This window comes from Mastigocoleus testarum BC008, from assembly GCF_001456025.1.
Taxonomy (GTDB): Bacteria; Cyanobacteriota; Cyanobacteriia; order Cyanobacteriales; family Nostocaceae; genus Mastigocoleus; species Mastigocoleus testarum.
The window spans coordinates 1-17,805 of the sequence record NZ_LMTZ01000151.1 but is presented as its reverse complement, the minus strand read 5'-3'; the positions used below and the strand labels follow the sequence as shown (position 1 = coordinate 17,805).

Sequence of the window (17,805 nt, the reverse complement as noted above, 5' to 3'; positions counted from 1 at the left end):
ATTTAGTATTTTGATATTTATTTCCACACCATTGGCTTAATCTAATGGTGTGTAGATATCTTCAGAGTTTGGATTAAGGTAGGGATGCTCTAAACTAATCCCTAAGCCCTCGAAGTGTTGAATAATATATTTAACCCGATCTTCTAGAGATTCATGACCATTCTGATAAGCTTCCACCAATGCATTAGCAACAATCTGGCAGCGATTTATACCAAACTCTTCTCTAAAATAAAACTCGTATTCAGGTTCAGGATTTTCTGCTAAAGCTAACCCTGGTGCTAGCATTTTTGTGAATATGGGAATTTTAGTATTAAAGTCGGATGCGTTTTCTTCATAAACATTCTGTAGAACTGGTCGAACCACTGGATAGCTATCCCGATCTATTCGGAGACATCCTGAGTCGTATTGCCCATAGTTTGAGGGATTGTGCAAGACTTTAAAGCAGAAAGGAATCTGAAGATAATTAAATTTTTGCGTCAAATTTCTCATAACTGCAGCTGCACCTTCACTATTGAAGTTGAAGTAGATAAATGCAGGTGAATTTTCATAAAAACTAGCTACATCTCCAAATGCCATATAATATTTATGTAAAATTCTACCTGGTGGCGTATAGACTGAAAACATGTCACCAACTGTCGTAGATTGTTTTTCTAAACGAAGATAGCTATCTGATTGGATATAGAAGATAATACCTTTCTTTTCTACTGCAATCTTACCATCTGTTTCCTGTCTGAGGAGCGAGAAACCTGGGTTCCACCAACCTTTACCTTGATTATTGTGGTGTAATTGTTCATAAAATTCCCAATCTACTTCAGCAATAGTATTCTCTGATTCAATTTCGGAATATTTATGTGTGCTAACTGCTTTTCTTTTTTTTACTAATAACATTTCTCCACTGAAGTAAATATCAAATATTAAAGTACAGAGGAGCGATGCAAGGTGATCATATTGAAATTTTCGAGACAGTGTTTTGAAGATTGCGACAATATCTGTAGATTTTTTGTCTCGTTGATAATTAATATGACTACATGATAAATCAGAATAATTAATTTGAATTTTTTTGGCAATTTCTTGGATTATTTGTATTGTTTGCATAACAAAATATCATTTACTATTTGCTAATTTATTGGCTAAATATTTTTTAATTGTTCAACCAATTCTAACTGCGTTATTCCAAAAACAGATTGAAATGATTCTTCAGGTCTACACAGGAGTCTTTTTGCCAATTGAAGTATGCACACACAGCGATCATCAAAACTTTTGAAAGACTGGAGTTTTGATATGATTTCGTATATCAGGGCAAGACCAGTAAAGCGGATAATTTGAGACAAGAAATTCAGATTTGTTTCCAGGATTTTCGGGAAGATACTAATATATGCTCTAGTTAAAGCAAGAATTGAAGGTTGAATAACTTCTAGAGGTACTGTCGCTAACTGGAGGGATTGATTCAATTCAATAGCAGGATGAATAATGAAGCTATTCAGCCACAATAGCAAATAACTGGCAACAATTTTACCTAAGTCAAAGGCGGGATCGCCCCAACTACAATTCTCCCAATTAATTATTCTCAAGCTCTTCTCATTATGTACCTCAGCTTGAGATAACAATTCTTCCCAATGTATAGGAATTAGAATATTGTCTAATTGAGAATTATTGTGTGTCAGACAATAGTGCTGACGATTGGCTACTAACTCTGTAATTGCTGTTCTTAAGTTTGCAAAGCGTTGATAAAGAGCCATAAATGGAAAGCCTGGTGGAGGTAAATCCCGGATTGAAGCCTCAAAGTTAAGTTTATCTAGTAGGTGACTAGGATAAGGAAACTGATACCTTAGCTTGCCCTCAATAACTTCATTCATAAAATCACAGCAATTACGAGAAGCAAAAGTTTCACTATGTAGAGTTCCTAAACTAATACCAACTAATTTGGCTATTGCTATTGGGAAAAAATTATTTTTTTGGTAATAATTTGCTAAACTCATATAGTTTGAACATTTATACACCAAAATCGAATTTTGTAGATCGACATGGAGTATTTCTAGATTCAATGAAGAAGTGAATTCTAAATTTGAAGAAGAATTCAAAAAGCTATGAATCTTCAACTCTCGCTTTATCCGATTAGCAATGTCATTATTTAGATGATAATACTCTTGCTTAATAATTAGCTGGCTACCACTTGGTAAATCAATAATTATAAAAATAAAATTATTATTCGGTTTGGGATGAATTTGACACAATCCCATATCCTGTTCCTTGCATATATTAGAGTTAATTAAGTACTGTAATACATTATTAGAGCTTAATTTTATTATCATTATTAAGATTGATTTCTAGGATTTATTCATGATGATAAATGGGACTAATAACAATATTTAAGTATTAAAATCCCATTCTCCGTTCAATTTTTAACAAGGATAATTTATAAAATTAATGAATTATTAGATTTCCTTGTTACGATGTTTAAGCAATTACTTAGTTTTTGCGCAAGTCCTTGCACCCGTACAGGTATATGCATGAGTGTTAGTCCTACCACCTATTACGTTATTAAGCTCGTTACCGCTCAATTCATTCATAAAACTTTCAGAATCGCCAAACAATTCAATTCCAGCAGGTTGAATTTCTTTTACTTTGATATTAGCCATGTTATTTTTTCTCCAATTGATGTGTAATGAATGGGATGAATAGTATAATTAAAATATTAAAATCCCATTCTCAATTCAATTTTTAACAAGGATAATTTATAAAATTAATGAATTATTAGATTTCCTTGTTACGATGTTTAAGCAATTACTTAGTTTTTGCGCAAGTCCTTGCACCCGTACAGGTATATGCATGAGTGTTAGTCCTACCACCTATTACGTTATTAAGCTCGTTACCGCTCAATTCATTCATAAAACTTTCAGAATCGCCAAACAATTCAATTCCAGCAGGTTGAATTTCTTTTACTTTGATATTAGCCATGTTATTTTTTCTCCAAGTTATGTGTGTTTTGAATAGAATTAATTACTAATTTTTAATTCCTGATTTAATCATAATAATTTTTATTGGAGATGTCTATACTTTTGTTAGTAATATAAATGTCAAATTATCAATATTTTTGTCACTATTAAATCCCCTCCAAAAGCTTTTCAATACATAGTTTATTTCCATCTTATTATTAGATAATAAAAAATCAATTAAAAGCATGCCAATGACTTGTATACTTTAAAGTTTAGGGAATAAAGTAAAATAATTATGTCCACATAAAGTCTTGAGTATTAAATCGAAACAAAAATCATAATAAAATAGCCCAAGAATATTATTGGGCTAAAAAACAAAAACTATTAAATCATTTTACGGTTGATTAAATCTCCTGATGCGAACTCTTTTCCCCTTAAACTTTCCTTTCATTTAAGGTCTTACTACTACTGATATCTAAACACTTATAAATATCTTTAGATTTGGCATTGAGATGAACGCACTGCACATCAATCCCTAGGGTAGAAAATTGCTGAAGTATAGTTTTCATTCGCCCCTGTGATGAGTTATCTCCTTGATACCAAGCTTCTAATAACCCATTTGCGATGATTTGACACCGATTAGTGCCAAAACTTTCCTGCTCTGCAAATTGGAAGTTTGGTTCTTCTGCTAATCCCACACCTGGTGCTAGTTGCTTGGTAAATAGAGGAGTTTCTGTCTGAAAATGGAATCGGTGTTCTGCATAAATAGTCTTTAAAACTTCCTCGACAACTTCATAATCACTCTTGTCAAAGTACAGCACCCCCGAATCTTGCCGTTCGTAGTCTTTGGGATTATATAAAACCTTAAAGCTAAAAGGAATTTCAATTTCGTTCAGTCGCCGGGTTAGACTCCCCATTACTACAACTGCACCTTCAGGAGTCAAATTGAAGTAGACTCGCACAAGTACTGAAGAGTCTGAATAGTCGAGTCGATGAAATCCTAGATTGCCAACAGCTCGATAAAAGCCGTTTTGCACCTGATTCTTAGGCATGCGGATAGCGACCAAATTTCCCACCACGGGAGATTTTTCAGATATTGGGAGATGCTTGTTGTGCTCAATATACAACTTCAGCCCTCCCTTAGTCACAACCAAACTACCGTCACTCTCCTCTCTCAAAATAGACCAACCAGGATCGAAGTAGCCTTCTCCAGTATTGTTTTTGTGTAATCGCTGATAAAACTCTACGTCTATTCCCAAGATGGTATTATTTTCTAGGTCTAATGGAGGAGCATTGCGATCTTTTTCTGGTGCGAGGGCAGTTCGCATTGAACCATTGTAGTAAATACCATATAAAAAACTTTGCAGGTTTAGACTCAGATATTTTTGCTGTATATCTTCAGGCAGTTTATGAAAGCGTTCAACAACCTCAGTCGGAATTTCTAATGGTTTGTAATCTGGATGGCGAATAGAGAAGTCGGAGTGGATTTTAACCTTGTTAACAATATCTTGTAAAACTTCTAGTAATTGCTTAGTTACGACATCCGACGGTTGATCATGTGTATAATTAATTACTTGTATCATAACTTTTGTCTCGACTAAATATCTCAAGCAGCAGAAAGACTCAGGTGAATTAGTTCATTAGCAGTAATGCCAAAAATTGTCAGTATGGATTGTTCTGGACGACACAACAATGTCTTGGCAACCTGAAGCATTACTATTCCGCTATTCCCAAAAGATTTTTGGTAATCGATTGTTGCTTCAATCCGTTGAATCAAGGCAAAACCTGCAAATTGTGTCACTCGCCATAAATAATCAGGACGATGTTCTAAAATTTCTGGAAAAGTGTGAAAATAAGCTTTGGCTAGCGCAGCAATGGAAGGCTGAATCTGTTCCAAAGGAGTCATGGCTAAACGCAGAGATTCTTCAATACTCAGAGACTTACTGATAACCAAGCTATTTAGCCAGATTTGCACATAGCTGCTGATAACTGTTCCTAAATCAAAAGCAGGGTCTCCCCAAGTACAGCGCTCCCAATCAATTAGCCTGACAATGCTGTTACTTTCATGCTCCCAATCTTTGTGCAGAAGAATATTATTTAGTTTTAGGTCATTGTGGGTTAGAGAACAGGGAGTAAAAGCATTACCTAATTGAGCGATCGCCTGCCCTAAACTATTGTATCGTTGATAAAGGGCAAAGAATTTCAGACCGTCAGCAGATACCAAACCAAAAATTTCTGGACCTATGCGTTCTAAATTATTAATCCACTGAGGTATTCGGTTACTGCTTAGAGGTTCAGATCCCGTACAAAAGAAATCTTGATACTCTTGGCGATTAAATGTATGACGGTGAATGCTTCCTAGGAGAGTACCAATTGCAGCAGCGACTTCTGTAGGGTAAGTATTTTCCTTAGTGTAGAAATCCATTAAATCTCGATAATCATCTAGATATCTGAAAATAATGATGGAATTTTCTGCGTCAAAATGAAGGATTTCCGATACTAAAGGACGAAGATTACCAAGTTCTGGAAATTCCTGTAAGAATTCTTGAATTCTCCACTCACTCAAAAACTCACCAGCTGTTTTCCCTTCTTGATCGTGTCTCTCTTGTTTTACTAGCAGTTTATAACCATCTGAGAAAGTCAGCAACAAGTTAAAGTTTTTGGCTTCAAGTGGCTCAATCTTACTAAGAGCTTGCTCTGATGGATTGCATAAATCACGAGCAACTAAATAATCAAAAACATTATGAGAGTTTAATCGAAATATCATAATTTATCAAAGTAGAAATATATGTATCAATACAAAATCTTGAAGATGTAATAATGAAAATTTAATAATACAGACAACTACAAACAGTATAAGTAATAGTAATGCTCATAATTTAAATTGATGAATGGCTTTTGTACAGACTATATTAATAGGTAGTGAAATGATATATCCATGATTTAATAATATATGTGCAAGATATTTTTAACTGCAAATCATCGAATTATTAACAGTCAAATATAAAACTTTTATGTCCCAAAACTTTTGACTGGTAAAAGATCAGAGCTAAAGAAACATGTGTAGTACTTATATGAACTAACTGTAGGATAGCTATTGGATATAAATTAGTTAATGGTTTCCAGTAGAGTTATGATTTATCTCTTCAATGATATAAGCAGAATAATTTTAAATTCAAATTACCCGATTATTTATATTTGAAAATAAAACTTTTATGTCCCACAAAATTAGTTAAAACTATAAATATCACGGTATATCTAGTTTATGCTGTTATTTATTAATGGCTATTATATGAAGCAAAATTGAAAATCCTAGAATCTAACACTATTCAAATTACTTTTATTTTAGACATCAACTTTTGGTTACTACTGTTTGGTATTAGTTGTTATTCCAGCAAGCCTTAATCTTGATACTGACACCTTAAATTAGGTCATATGATAAGGTATCCTGAATTAACCTGAATTAATCTGAATTAACCTGAATTCCCTACCTGAAATAATTCTGATAGTTCCTAAATATCCTCAACTACTGAGGATAAAGCTTGAGTACACTTAATTCATCTGTTATTGCGAAAGCAAAAAGAACCTTTACTTTCCAAAAAAAATTATTTGCTTTATCTCCACCTATCTACTGATAATATGTCTGCTTAATTACTTCAGGAATTACGCAAGTAATTTTTTGAAAACAATGTAGGTAGATCAAAATCTTGAATTCTATTTATTGCTGAAAGATGCAAATCTAAAAACCAATAGTGGAAGTAAGACATGCAGGAGACAGGGAGAAAAAATCAAGTATCAGTGGAGTATGATTTTTATGTCTCAAGTTTTACCATTAAAAACAGAAATTCTATCAGGAACCGTCATTGATAATCGCTACATCATCCAATCTCTTTTGGGACAAGGAGGATTGGGAAGAACTTATTTAGCTTTAGATACTCGTCGATTTAATGAAGCTTGTGTTTTAAAAGAGTTTGCACCTACAGGAACGGGATACAATGAATTGGAAAAATGCCGTAGTCTTTTCAAAAGGGAAGCAAAAATCCTTTACCAATTTGAACATATACAAATTCCCCGTTTTCTTGCTTGTTTTGAAGCAGATGATCGATTATTCTTAGTACAAGAATTTGTTAACGGCAAAGCTTATTCCACATTATTACAAGAACGTCAAAAACAAGGAAAAACTTTTACAGAGCAAGAAGTTATTCAGTGGTTAAATAATCTTCTACCTGTTTTACAATACGTTCATAAAAACAATATTATTCATCGAGATATATCTCCTGATAATATCATGTTACCACAGGGTAAAAATTTACCTGTTTTGATTGATTTTGGAGTTGGTAAGCAAATAGCTAATATTAAAAATCTAGAGAGTTATCAACCCACAAATTTTGTCGGAAAGATGTCTCTTGTTGGTAAGTTGGGATATGCACCTCGGGAGCAAATTAGTTTAGGTTTATGTTTCCCTTGCAGTGATATTTATGCATTGGGGGTGACAGCAATTGTTTTACTTACAGGAAAAGATCCATCTTTACTTATGGACAGATACACTTTTGAGTGGAAGTGGCATTTATATACTAATGTTAGTAAAGGTTTTGCTAGTATATTAGAGCGGATGTTGGCTGATGTATATACAAATAGATATCAAACATGTGAACAATTACTTGTGGATTTAGAAAGTTTTGTAGTTACCCTACCTAATTCAGATTTCAAAAAATTGAATAATTGTCAAGCATTAGAAACAAGCTATGATTGTACATATTCTAAAACAAAGGAAGAATTATCTAGACCTGATTTATGTTCTGGAGAAACATTAAAATATTCAAGCGAATTAGCACCAACAATTATTGAAACATTTTCTATATCTCCTTTAACATCTCAAGTTAGAGGTAGAGAAAATTCTAGTTATACTTCTAATTATAATTTTAGAGAAAACAACTCTCAATCTCAAAAATCTAATGTTCCTAAAAAACTACATTCTTCATCCTCTCAACCAAAAAATGTCAATCGCCTAAAACATATTTTGTTAAACCCAAAATTTATTCAATCTTGTCAAGAAAAATTAGCTCATTACATAGGACCGATTTCAAGTTTGATTGTAGAAGATGTATTGCATGAAAATACTAATTTAAAACCATATCAATTTGTAGAAATTATTTCTAGAGAAATACCTGATTTTAAAAGTGCAAATAAATTTATAAGAGATTTAATAACCGTAGTCAATTAATTCAAATTAAATTACTTGAAATATCTTTGTCAACAAAAGATAGGTTTATCGAATAACCGAAATATATTTCTTACGATTTTTTCTACAAAATAATCATATAAAAATCAGTAATATAGATTATCCAATTTGTAGTTATTCCAAAATTATAGAGTGTCAAATTATTCTCTATTGCCAAAGTATGTAAATGCAATAAGAATAATTTGTAGGAGGTGGAATAAATGCAACAAGATACGGAAAATTTTCTATTATTTAAACTTAAGACTACATTCTTTGTAACCATAGTAATAATGACTCTAGTTAGCTGTTCTAGAGAAGTTTTCGCGGAGTCTCACAATTTAGTTCTGAGTAATTCCCAAGAAACAAAAATTCGATTTATTCCTGCACAGAAAAAGCCTCCACCAAAGAGAGGAGGTAATCCTTCTGCACCGGAAGGAACGGGAAGTAGAGGTAAATGCTTTGAGAGTCAAGATCGCCCACCATTAACTATTATGGTAGGTAGTCGCAATTTACAACTAACTATAGATAAGCGTCCTACATTTTGGATGTACACACCCTATGATCGTAAAGAACCACTTTCAGGTGAATTTTCTTTGCAAAATGGAGATAATGAAGTATTCAGAACTAGTTTTAAATTACCAACTAAATCGGGTGTTTTTAGTATCAGCTTACCACCTATAGCCCCAGGATTAGAAATTGGTAGTAAATATCGTTGGTACATTGATATTAATTGTCCGATGACGGAAGTATCAATTGAAGCACCAACTACTGTTTCATTAACTGGAGTTGTGAAAAGGGTTAATCCATCCTCTGAAATGACTATGGATTTAAGTAATGCAAAAACTCCTGTAGAAAAAATTAAAGTTTATGCGAAATATGGTGTTTGGTTTAATACTTTAACGGAGATTGCACAGCAGAGAATCAAAAAATCCCAGGATGCGAATTTAAAGAAAATTTGGATTCAATTGTTAAGTCAACCAGAAGTTGGGTTAGAAGAAATTTCCCAAGAATCGATCATAGAAAACTAAAATTTATCTTTGATAATAGGTAATAGGTAATAGGTAATAGGTAATGGGTAATGAGTAATGTTAGCGGAGCGGGGCGCGACAGCGCACAGTAATGGGTAATGAATGACTGATAACTGATAACTGATAACTGAAATCAAAGCCAATTACCTACTAAAATAAATGGTGCCCAATGATAAGGACGGTTATAATCTGTGTCGGGGTAATTTTTTAAAAAAGCAAGTTGAGCATTTCGTAGAGCTTCTGCTTTAGTAATCTTTGAATTATTAAATTTTTTGTAAAACTGGATCATAAATTCTGCCGTTGAAGCATCATTAACTTGCCAAAGAGTAGCCAAAGTACTTCTAGCACCTGCACGAATAGCAACCCCAGCTAAACCTAAAGCAGCACGTTTATCTCCTGTAGCTGTTTCACAAGCACTAAGTACTAATAATTCTACAGGAGTTTCTGTTTTAAAGTCTTTAAGTTGTAATAGTTGATCCCAATCTTTAATATTAATACGTTTGTTCCAATCTAAAACAAAAGTTTGTTCTGGATTAGAACTAAATTGTCCGTGGGTGGCGATATGAACAACATTGAAAGGAGTTGAATTAATTTGTTTTTGAATTTCTTCTTTGAGAAAATTTTTATTTTCTAACTTGTGACTTTTGCTTACTTGTTTGCTAAGCTCCGATAACTCAAGCTTGACATTTTCTAAAGGTCTTAATTTCTCTTTTTCAAAACTTGGAGCGTTATTTGCTCCAGCAATTAAAGCGTTAATTTTTTCCCTTAATAAAGGTTTTGGTGATAGTAGTTGTAAACCAGGAGTGACAGCAACTGCATATCTTTCTATAAGATATTTTTCTCCATCATGGAGGATAGATATAGGAATATTTTGTAAGGAACCATCAAGGATAAATACTAAAGTCTTGATTTGACTCTTATCCCTATCTCTACCTTTTTCTAATTCTGCCTCAAATGGTTTTATTAACCAGTCGTAGAGTTGTTTGGATGACACTTTTATTTTCCCTGTACTCGTACTCCTTCTCCTGAGTAACTGTTGTAATTTTTTTACAACTTCATCGACTTGAGAAGTAGAAACATTTTGATTTGTAAAGTGAACTAGGTTGTCATTACCTGGTAATTTTACTATTACTTCCAAGCGATTTTGTAAAATAATTGGATAAATAACTGCTGCATTAACATCTAAGTTATCAATATTTACTGCAACAGGTTTAGCACAGGCGTCTCTAAAAAAGTTATCCAATTCTGCTAATTGTAAGTTTTCAATAACATTGCGTGCTTTCATTAAATTATCTTTACTAGGTTGAGGTGAAAGCAATAACAAATCAACTAATTGTCTATATACAGGTTCTACACTATCCCGGAAAGAAAATTGAACTTCCGGACTCATCGCAACCAAATCGCTACGTAATGCATTAAGATGTTCTAAAGCTTGACTATAGTAATTAATTGCCTCAGCCTGATTTTGAGTATTTTGATTTTGAGTATTTTGATTTTGAGTATTTTGATTTCTTAGAATTCTCCCTATTTGCCATTCCCATTGGTATGCAATATCCGCTGCATTAACTCCTTGAGCAATTAGTAAGGCTGATTGAGTACTTGCTATTGCATTTGACCAATCTTTACCATTTTCATATAACTTACCAATAGTACCCAAAGCATAGGACTCTGCCCGTGAATCGTTTAATGATTTGGCTTGAGTAACAGCAGTATTTAAGATTCTAATAATATCTTTATTGTGATATATATTTTTACTTAAATTATTTAATTTAATCAAACTTTCTGCAAAATTTACGCGGGCGTAGATAGATGTTCTACTAGGAGATAATTTACTGATATCTTCAGATATTGATGATACTAAAGATTGAACTTTTTTTAATTGTCCGCTATCGATTAATAAACTTAACTGATTCAATTGTGCTTGAATTTTTGTAATTGGAGACCTTGTAGTTGTAGCTACTTGTTGATATAAATTTAAAGCATATCGATTATATCTTTCAGCATTTTGTTCATCTTTTATATCTTGTGCTCTCCTCCCTAAAGCTAAATTAGTATTTCCCAAGTTTAATAATATTTGACTTTCTTGTTGGGAAAGTTCTTTTGTTGGGCCTAATTTTTTTATTACTCCTAAACATTCTTCTAGAAGCATTTGAGAACGTTCTAAATTACCTCTTTGTCTGAGAATATTACTAATATTATTCAAACCTACTAACTTTAGGCGAGAATCTGCTTGCGCCTGGATTTGTTGTTCTGTTTCAGCTAGAATGTTGTATGCTTGCCGGTAAAGACCTAAGCTTTGTAAAGCTTGAACTTGATTAATTTTGCTCCCAATTATACCTGCTTCATACCCAGATTTTCTATATAAGACTTCTCCATCTTGCCAACTTTTTACAGCTGCTGTAGCGTTACCTTTTGCTAACTGTAAATGTCCTTTAGCATTCAATACTTGAGCCCAAACCTTGTTTATTCTTGTCTCTGGTGGTAAATTTTCTAGTAATGACAAACTAGTCTTGATCGCAGCTTCAGCTTGTTCATAATTACCCAACTTTTGCTCAGATAAGGAAATAAAACTTAATACCTGAGCCTGTTTTACTGAATCGCCATTTAATTGATAAATTTGTGCAGCTTGCTGCAACACTTCAATTGCTGCTGTAAACTGCCCATTATCATAATATCTCTTACCCATTTCTATTGATGATGAGGGTATTACCTTATCTTCAATACGAATGGGTTGTTGTGCAATAGGTGCATATCTCCACCGGGAAGCGATCGCAGGAAACACTGTTAGGATATTAAGACTAAATATTAAGCTTAAAATTGCGATCGATATAAATTTGATCGAACCTTTCATGAACTTACTACTGTTGATTATTAATTGATCCTTAAACGCTGACAATCCTCTTGACGTAACCAAGTACCTTCTTGAGTAACCTTAACTGGTTGAGAAGTTAAAACTACATTACCATTTCCATCCAATACCCAATCTTGAGCTTCCACTATTGGATTAGGTGATTCATATTTGTTCTGTTCAATTGGCTTAGATAACTGATTTTTTGTTTGTATTGGTTTAGTTTTAGGTTTGGGTTTAGATATATTTGTTTCTTGCGTAATACTCCAATCTTCCCAAGTTGAATTGGGAGAAAAAATATTATAAGGAGAAGGAGGTAAACCACCCTTCCCAGTAATGACAAATTCACTCCCTTGACGCGCAGCAATGCAAATATTTCGATTAATTAATCCCGTTGCATCAATCACATCTGTGGGAAATTCTTCCGTTCCCTGTGAAGGTTCAACAATATTATTAATAGATATTTGACCACTTAAGGAAGGGTTTTGTTGGGAAATGGCGGTAATATCACTGCTAGATAAGTTATTAGGATCTAAGTTTGCGGGATTATTTGTGTTTAATAAATTCTCTAACTCTTCTCTACTGCGTGGAGATAAACCAAAAATTCCTTGAGTAGTCACATTAATTTTCCCACCTCTACCACTAAAAGCATTAGCAGTAATGTCGTTATTCTCTTGGGGAGATGCAACAATGAAGGGAGTATCAATATTTATGTTACCGCCATCACCACCAAACTGTTGGTTTCCTGCTGTAGTGGAAATCTTACTATTATTGCGCAGTAACAACAAATCTTTGATTTTTAGAGTAATACTACCACCCGTACTACTACGAGTTTCTGCGGAGATTATGCCCTTGTCTAGAGTAAGAAAATCTGCCCCTAACTGAATATCACCACCAATACCTTCTCCTTGGCTATCAACAGCAACTGTTGCATTATCTCGGATTGTTGTAGTTCCTGAATCAATTATAATGCCGCCACCTCCGCCAATGGAATTCGGAGTTGTGTTCGCAAATATTCCAGTTTGAGAACCAGAAAGGATAATGCTATCTCTCGCTGTGATGGCGATATTGCCTGCTGTAAATTTATTTGTTGTAAAATTGGCAATTTGACTAGAATTAGTAGCTTTAAAAGTGTTTGCAGAAATTATTATAGTCCCCGAATTTCCTAATCCCAAAGTACTAGTAGAAATTGCGGCGTTGTTATCCATCTCAAAAGCATTAGTGTTAATAAATACACTGCCTGCATTAGCAATTGCCCCAGGAGCAACTTGGCTGAATACCCCACTCAAAAAATCTCCTCCGCCATCAAATTTAACCCGACCGGTGGCATTTATTCTGACGCTACCTGCGTTTCCTGATCCAAAAGTACTGGTAGAAATTTGGCCATTTTTGTCAACCTCAAGAACTGGAGTTGTTATAGATATACCACCCCCATTACCTCTTGCTAGGGGATTAACTTGACTGAATGCTCCAGTCAATAAATCTCCTTCTCCACCAAATTTGACAAAATTAGTGGCGTTAATAGTTATATCACCAGCATCACCAGTACCTTTAGTAGTAGAAGTGATTAAAGCACCATTGCTAACTTCCAGAGAAGCAGTGTTGATAATCAAGTTACCCCCTTTACCTGCAGCATCAGTTTGGGTATTCAATGAAGATTTAAAAAAACCTCTAGGGGTAGTACCAGTCAATTTCACAGACTCAGTTGCATTTACAATCAAATTTCCTGCATTTCCAGTGTCTCTAGTTAGTGTTGATATATTTGCCCCTTCTCGCACTATCAATTGTCTGACATCAATGTTGATATCTGCACCTGGCGCATCAGTACCATTATTAGCTCTAATAACAGAGGTTCTACCTATATCTAATTTTGCGGCTCGGAACGAAATGGCAGTATCTTCGTTTGGATTATTAAGCCTATTCTCCTTTACTGCAGCAATGTCTACCAAGCTTCTCGAAATATTAATATTGCCAAAATTTTGAAAATTATCATAATCTAAAATCCAATTTCGATTGATGGGTTTTAAATTGACTTGACCAATTCCAGCAACGCTACCCAATTCAATTTGTCCTTCTGGTGCATTTAAAAAAACACCTTCTATATTTATATTCCCACCAATCAGAGCCAGAGTATTGCCTGGAGATACTCTTAATCCCAAACCTTGTATGCTACTACGCCCACCGCTAATACCATCAACACGAATATCTTGGGAATTTTTCCCAAATTGTAACCCTGTGGGAACATTTATCTTTAATAAAGGTGGAGTCTGTGGATTGGTTGCACTAAATTTAAACTTATCATCAAAGACAAAACTATTTGCAGTACTCCCAACAAAAGAACCTCCTAGATCCAAACTGGAATTTTGACCAAATACGATTCCACCAGGATTAATAAAAAATAAATTAGCTCTACCATCTACACCCAAGGTTCCTAAAATATTAGATACTTTTCCCCCTGTGACTCTGGTTAAAATATTCTCAATACCTGCAGGATTATTAAAATAAACTCTTTGGGATTCTCCAACATTAAATTCGGAAAAACTATGAAATAGGTTTATTCCCCTAGTTGCACCACCATCAATTCTTTCAGCAGGTGAACCTTTAATTTCAACATTGGGAGTAACTTTTGAAGCTTCAGTTCCTAAACTTGCATCTGGGGTAATTTGAGCATTTGCCGAGCCTTGCCAAAATCCATCCAAAAAAAACAGCAAAAACTGAAGTGAAACTATTGCTGATAAACGAATCACTTTGTAAAAGATGGAATAATTYAYCACAACCAAAGGTTGTCCCAACATTTTTCTGAATTACAAGATTTAGGACAGGACTAAGATTTTTATTACTATAGTTTTAACCGTCAGTAAACATTCTGTTAGGAATTTTATTCTACAAAATATAGATAGATTTGGATTTTGGGATCTCAAGGAAAAACAATAAGGAAGGGAAATGCGATCGCATATTTTATGATTTCTTCTTTCCTAAACGGAGACAATCTTCTTGATGTAACCAAGTACCTTGTTGAGTAACCTTAACTGGCTTGGAAGTTAGAACTACATTACCATTACCATCCAATACCCAATCTTGAGCTTGTACTATTGGATTAAGTTGTTCATTTTTGTTCTGTTCAATTGGCTTCGATAACTGATTTTTTGTTTGCGTTGGTTTAGTTTTAGGTTTTGGTTTAGATATTTCTCTTTCTTTCGTAACGCTCCAATCTTCCCAAGTCGAATTGGGATCGAAAAGATTATAAGGAGAAGGAGGTAAACCACCCTTTCCAGTAATAAAAAACTGACTTCTTTGACCTGAAGCAATACAAATATTTCGATTAATTAAACTTGCTGCATCAACCACATCTGTAGGTAATTCTTCTGTTCCCCGTGAGGATTCAAAAAGATTATTGATAGATATCTGACCGCTTAAGGAGGGGTTTTGTTGAGAAATAGCGGTAACGTCACTGCTAGGTAAGTTCCCGGGATCTAAATCTGCAGGATTATTCGTGTTTAATAAACTTTGTAACTCTTCTCTGCTCCGTGGAGATAAACCGAAAATTCCTTGAGTCGCTATATTAATATTTCCACCTCTACCACTGAAAGCATTAGCAGTAATATCATTATTTCCTTGGGGAGATGCAACTATAAAGGGAGTATCAATATTTATATTACCACCGTCACCACCAAACTGTTGATTTCCTGCGGTACTTGATATTTGACTACTATTACGTAGTAATAATAAGTCTTTAAGTTTAAGTGTAATATTGCCACCTGTGTTACTGCGAGTCTCAGCAGATATTGTGCCTTTATCTAAAGTGAGTAAACCTGCAACGAGTTGGATATCACCACTAATACCTTCTCCTTGACTATCTACAGAGATTTTAGCACCATCTCGGATGGTTACGTTTTGGGGATCGATGATAATACTTCCGCCTTTGCCGTTAGAGTTGATAGTAGTGTTAGCGAATATACCAGACTCAGTCCCTGATACATTAATTTTCTCTTTAACGTTGAGTGTGATGTCACCTGCGTCAAAATTACTTGATGTGGTGGTGCGAAGTCGTCCATTATTTTTGACTTCCAAGGTTTTAGAATTAACAGTAATACTACCTGCTTTACCCTCTCCTGCAGTACTCGCGTTAAGCACAGCACCATTAGTAACAGAAAGGATGTTGGTGTTGATGTTGATACCACTACCGTGTCCCGTCGCACTTTCTCCCACTGCGCTGAATGCTCCACTGGAAAATCCATCGCTCCCAATACCATCAAAAACGGCGGTATCGCGAGAGTTTATATTCACTCTTCCTGCATCTCCTTGTCCTCTCGTTGCTGCAATCAGTTGAGCACCATCTGTGACGAAAAGCGACCCACTTGTGATATTTATATCTCCCCCTTGACCTTTAGCACCCTGTTCTACATCGCTGAAAATACTACCAGCATTCAAGGAAACCGTATCGCGAGCCTTTATATTTACGTTACCTGCATCTCCCTTTCCCTCTGTATTTGTGCTTAGCAGAGCGCCATTTTTTAAAAAAAGCGATCCCGTGATAATGTTGATATCTGCACCCCGTCCCTCAGATTTTTCCTCCATAATATCGCTGAACGCACCACTTCTTCTTCCACTGGGACCCACTCCATCAAAGGAAACTCTATTTTGGGCATTAATGTTGATATTACCTGCATTTCCTAACCCAAAAATATTGGTAAATATTCCAGCACCATTGGTAAAACTAACCGATTTAGCTGTAATATTTACTTCTCCACTATTACCTTGGGCTCTACGTTGGACATTACTATATATGCCACTGCTAGTAAATAATCTTTCAGGACCACTCACACCATCAAATAAAACTAAATTACGGACATTAATACTGATATTTCCTGCATTTCCCTGTTCAAAAGTGTTGCTGGCTAGAAAAGAACCACCTCTTACAGAAACTGTATTATCAGCAGTAACTATTAAATTACCAGCATTCCCATTACCTCGACGATTACTACTAGCAATGAAAGAGTTATTATCCAGAAAGAGGGAGTGAGTTTTTATATTTATATCACCAGCATCACCAGTACCACCATTGATAGAGTTAGAAATAAAACTTATATTTTTTAGACTTATTATTCCTGTGGTATCGATCTGAATATCTCCCGCTTTACTATCGAAAGAACTTGATTTTGAAGATATTCCAGTTACTATTACACTTCCTTGAGTAAGATTCAAATTACGGGTATTAACGGCAATACTTCCGCCTGCTCCAGCTCGTGCATTTATATCAGTGCGATTGTCCAGGTAGATATCAGTTCGCGCAATATCATCGGGAAAACTTAAACTCAAATTATTACCATCTACACTCAGCCCTACCTTTGCATCACTTCCGACTGCTGCTAATTCCAGTCGTCCCCCTCGAGCGTGTAAACCTGCTCTGAATCTTTCTCCACCACCATTAATCGCAATATCTCCACCCACCAGTAGCAAACTCTTACCATCAGGTACTCGTAAACCAAAAACAGGTCTTCCCAATAAATTCACTCCAGCAGGTGCAGTTGACTTACTCTCAATTCTTCCTGGATTACCTGCAAACTGTAACCCTGTGGGAACATTTATCTTTAATAAAGGTGGAGTTTGTGGATTGGTTGCACTAAATTTAAACTCATCATCAAAGACAAAACTATTTGCAGTACTCCCAACAAAAGAACCTCCTAGATCCAAACTGGAATTTTGACCAAATACGATTCCACCAGGATTAATAAAAAATAAGTTAGCTCTACCATCTCAAACTCCACCTTT

At 34.8% G+C, this 17,805-nt stretch carries 10 protein-coding genes and 1 pseudogene; 2 read left to right on the top strand and 9 right to left on the bottom strand.

Translation table 11 applies throughout. The features are described from left to right. Nucleotides 1–36: 36 nt before the first annotated feature. From BC008_RS40375 to BC008_RS40360, 6 genes are all read right to left on the bottom strand, one after another. Nucleotides 37–1,095 (bottom strand): T3SS effector HopA1 family protein, encoded by a 1,059-nt coding sequence (locus BC008_RS40375; RefSeq protein WP_027843178.1) that lies wholly within the window; start codon nucleotides 1,093–1,095, stop codon nucleotides 37–39. Between the two features lie 35 nt (nucleotides 1,096–1,130). Further along, nucleotides 1,131–2,240, bottom strand: a complete 1,110-nt coding sequence (locus BC008_RS40370; RefSeq protein WP_058184603.1) for a phosphotransferase family protein — start codon at nucleotides 2,238–2,240, stop codon at nucleotides 1,131–1,133. Nucleotides 2,241–2,465: 225 nt separating this feature from the next. After that, complete coding sequence (locus BC008_RS50930) at nucleotides 2,466–2,639, bottom strand: hypothetical protein (RefSeq protein WP_201026226.1); 174 nt, start codon at nucleotides 2,637–2,639, stop codon at nucleotides 2,466–2,468. A gap of 145 nt (nucleotides 2,640–2,784) precedes the next feature. After that, nucleotides 2,785–2,958: a hypothetical protein gene (locus tag BC008_RS50925; RefSeq protein ID WP_201026226.1), complete on the bottom strand. Its 174-nt coding sequence runs from the start codon at nucleotides 2,956–2,958 to the stop codon at nucleotides 2,785–2,787. Between the two features lie 412 nt (nucleotides 2,959–3,370). Continuing rightward, on the bottom strand, nucleotides 3,371–4,519 hold the full coding sequence (locus BC008_RS40365) for a T3SS effector HopA1 family protein (protein WP_027845719.1): 1,149 nt from the start codon (nucleotides 4,517–4,519) through the stop codon (nucleotides 3,371–3,373). 23 nt (nucleotides 4,520–4,542) lie between these two features. Next, entirely contained in the window at nucleotides 4,543–5,703 is a 1,161-nt protein-coding gene (locus BC008_RS40360) for a phosphotransferase family protein (RefSeq protein WP_027845720.1), read from the bottom strand. 1,047 nt (nucleotides 5,704–6,750) lie between these two features. Here BC008_RS40360 and BC008_RS40355 point away from each other — a divergent pair. Then, nucleotides 6,751–8,160: a serine/threonine-protein kinase gene (locus tag BC008_RS40355; protein WP_027845721.1), complete on the top strand. Its 1,410-nt coding sequence runs from the start codon at nucleotides 6,751–6,753 to the stop codon at nucleotides 8,158–8,160. Between the two features lie 218 nt (nucleotides 8,161–8,378). Then, the gene (locus BC008_RS40350; RefSeq protein ID WP_036267494.1) at nucleotides 8,379–9,185 is read left to right on the top strand and encodes a DUF928 domain-containing protein; all 807 of its coding nucleotides are present in this window, start codon (nucleotides 8,379–8,381) and stop codon (nucleotides 9,183–9,185) included. 133 nt (nucleotides 9,186–9,318) lie between these two features. Here BC008_RS40350 and BC008_RS40345 read toward each other — a convergent pair whose 3' ends face one another. The 3 genes and pseudogenes from BC008_RS40345 to BC008_RS40335 all read right to left on the bottom strand — a co-directional run. Continuing rightward, the gene (locus tag BC008_RS40345) at nucleotides 9,319–12,036 is read right to left on the bottom strand and encodes a CHAT domain-containing protein (protein ID WP_027845722.1); all 2,718 of its coding nucleotides are present in this window, start codon (nucleotides 12,034–12,036) and stop codon (nucleotides 9,319–9,321) included. A 20-nt stretch (nucleotides 12,037–12,056) separates the two neighbouring features. Further along, a complete protein-coding gene (locus tag BC008_RS40340; RefSeq protein ID WP_058184600.1) occupies nucleotides 12,057–14,828 on the bottom strand; it encodes a two-partner secretion domain-containing protein in 2,772 nt (923 codons plus the stop codon). A 163-nt stretch (nucleotides 14,829–14,991) separates the two neighbouring features. Next, nucleotides 14,992–17,775 (bottom strand): annotated as a pseudogene (locus tag BC008_RS40335) (two-partner secretion domain-containing protein); the annotation flags it as partial. Nucleotides 17,776–17,805: the final 30 nt, after the last annotated feature.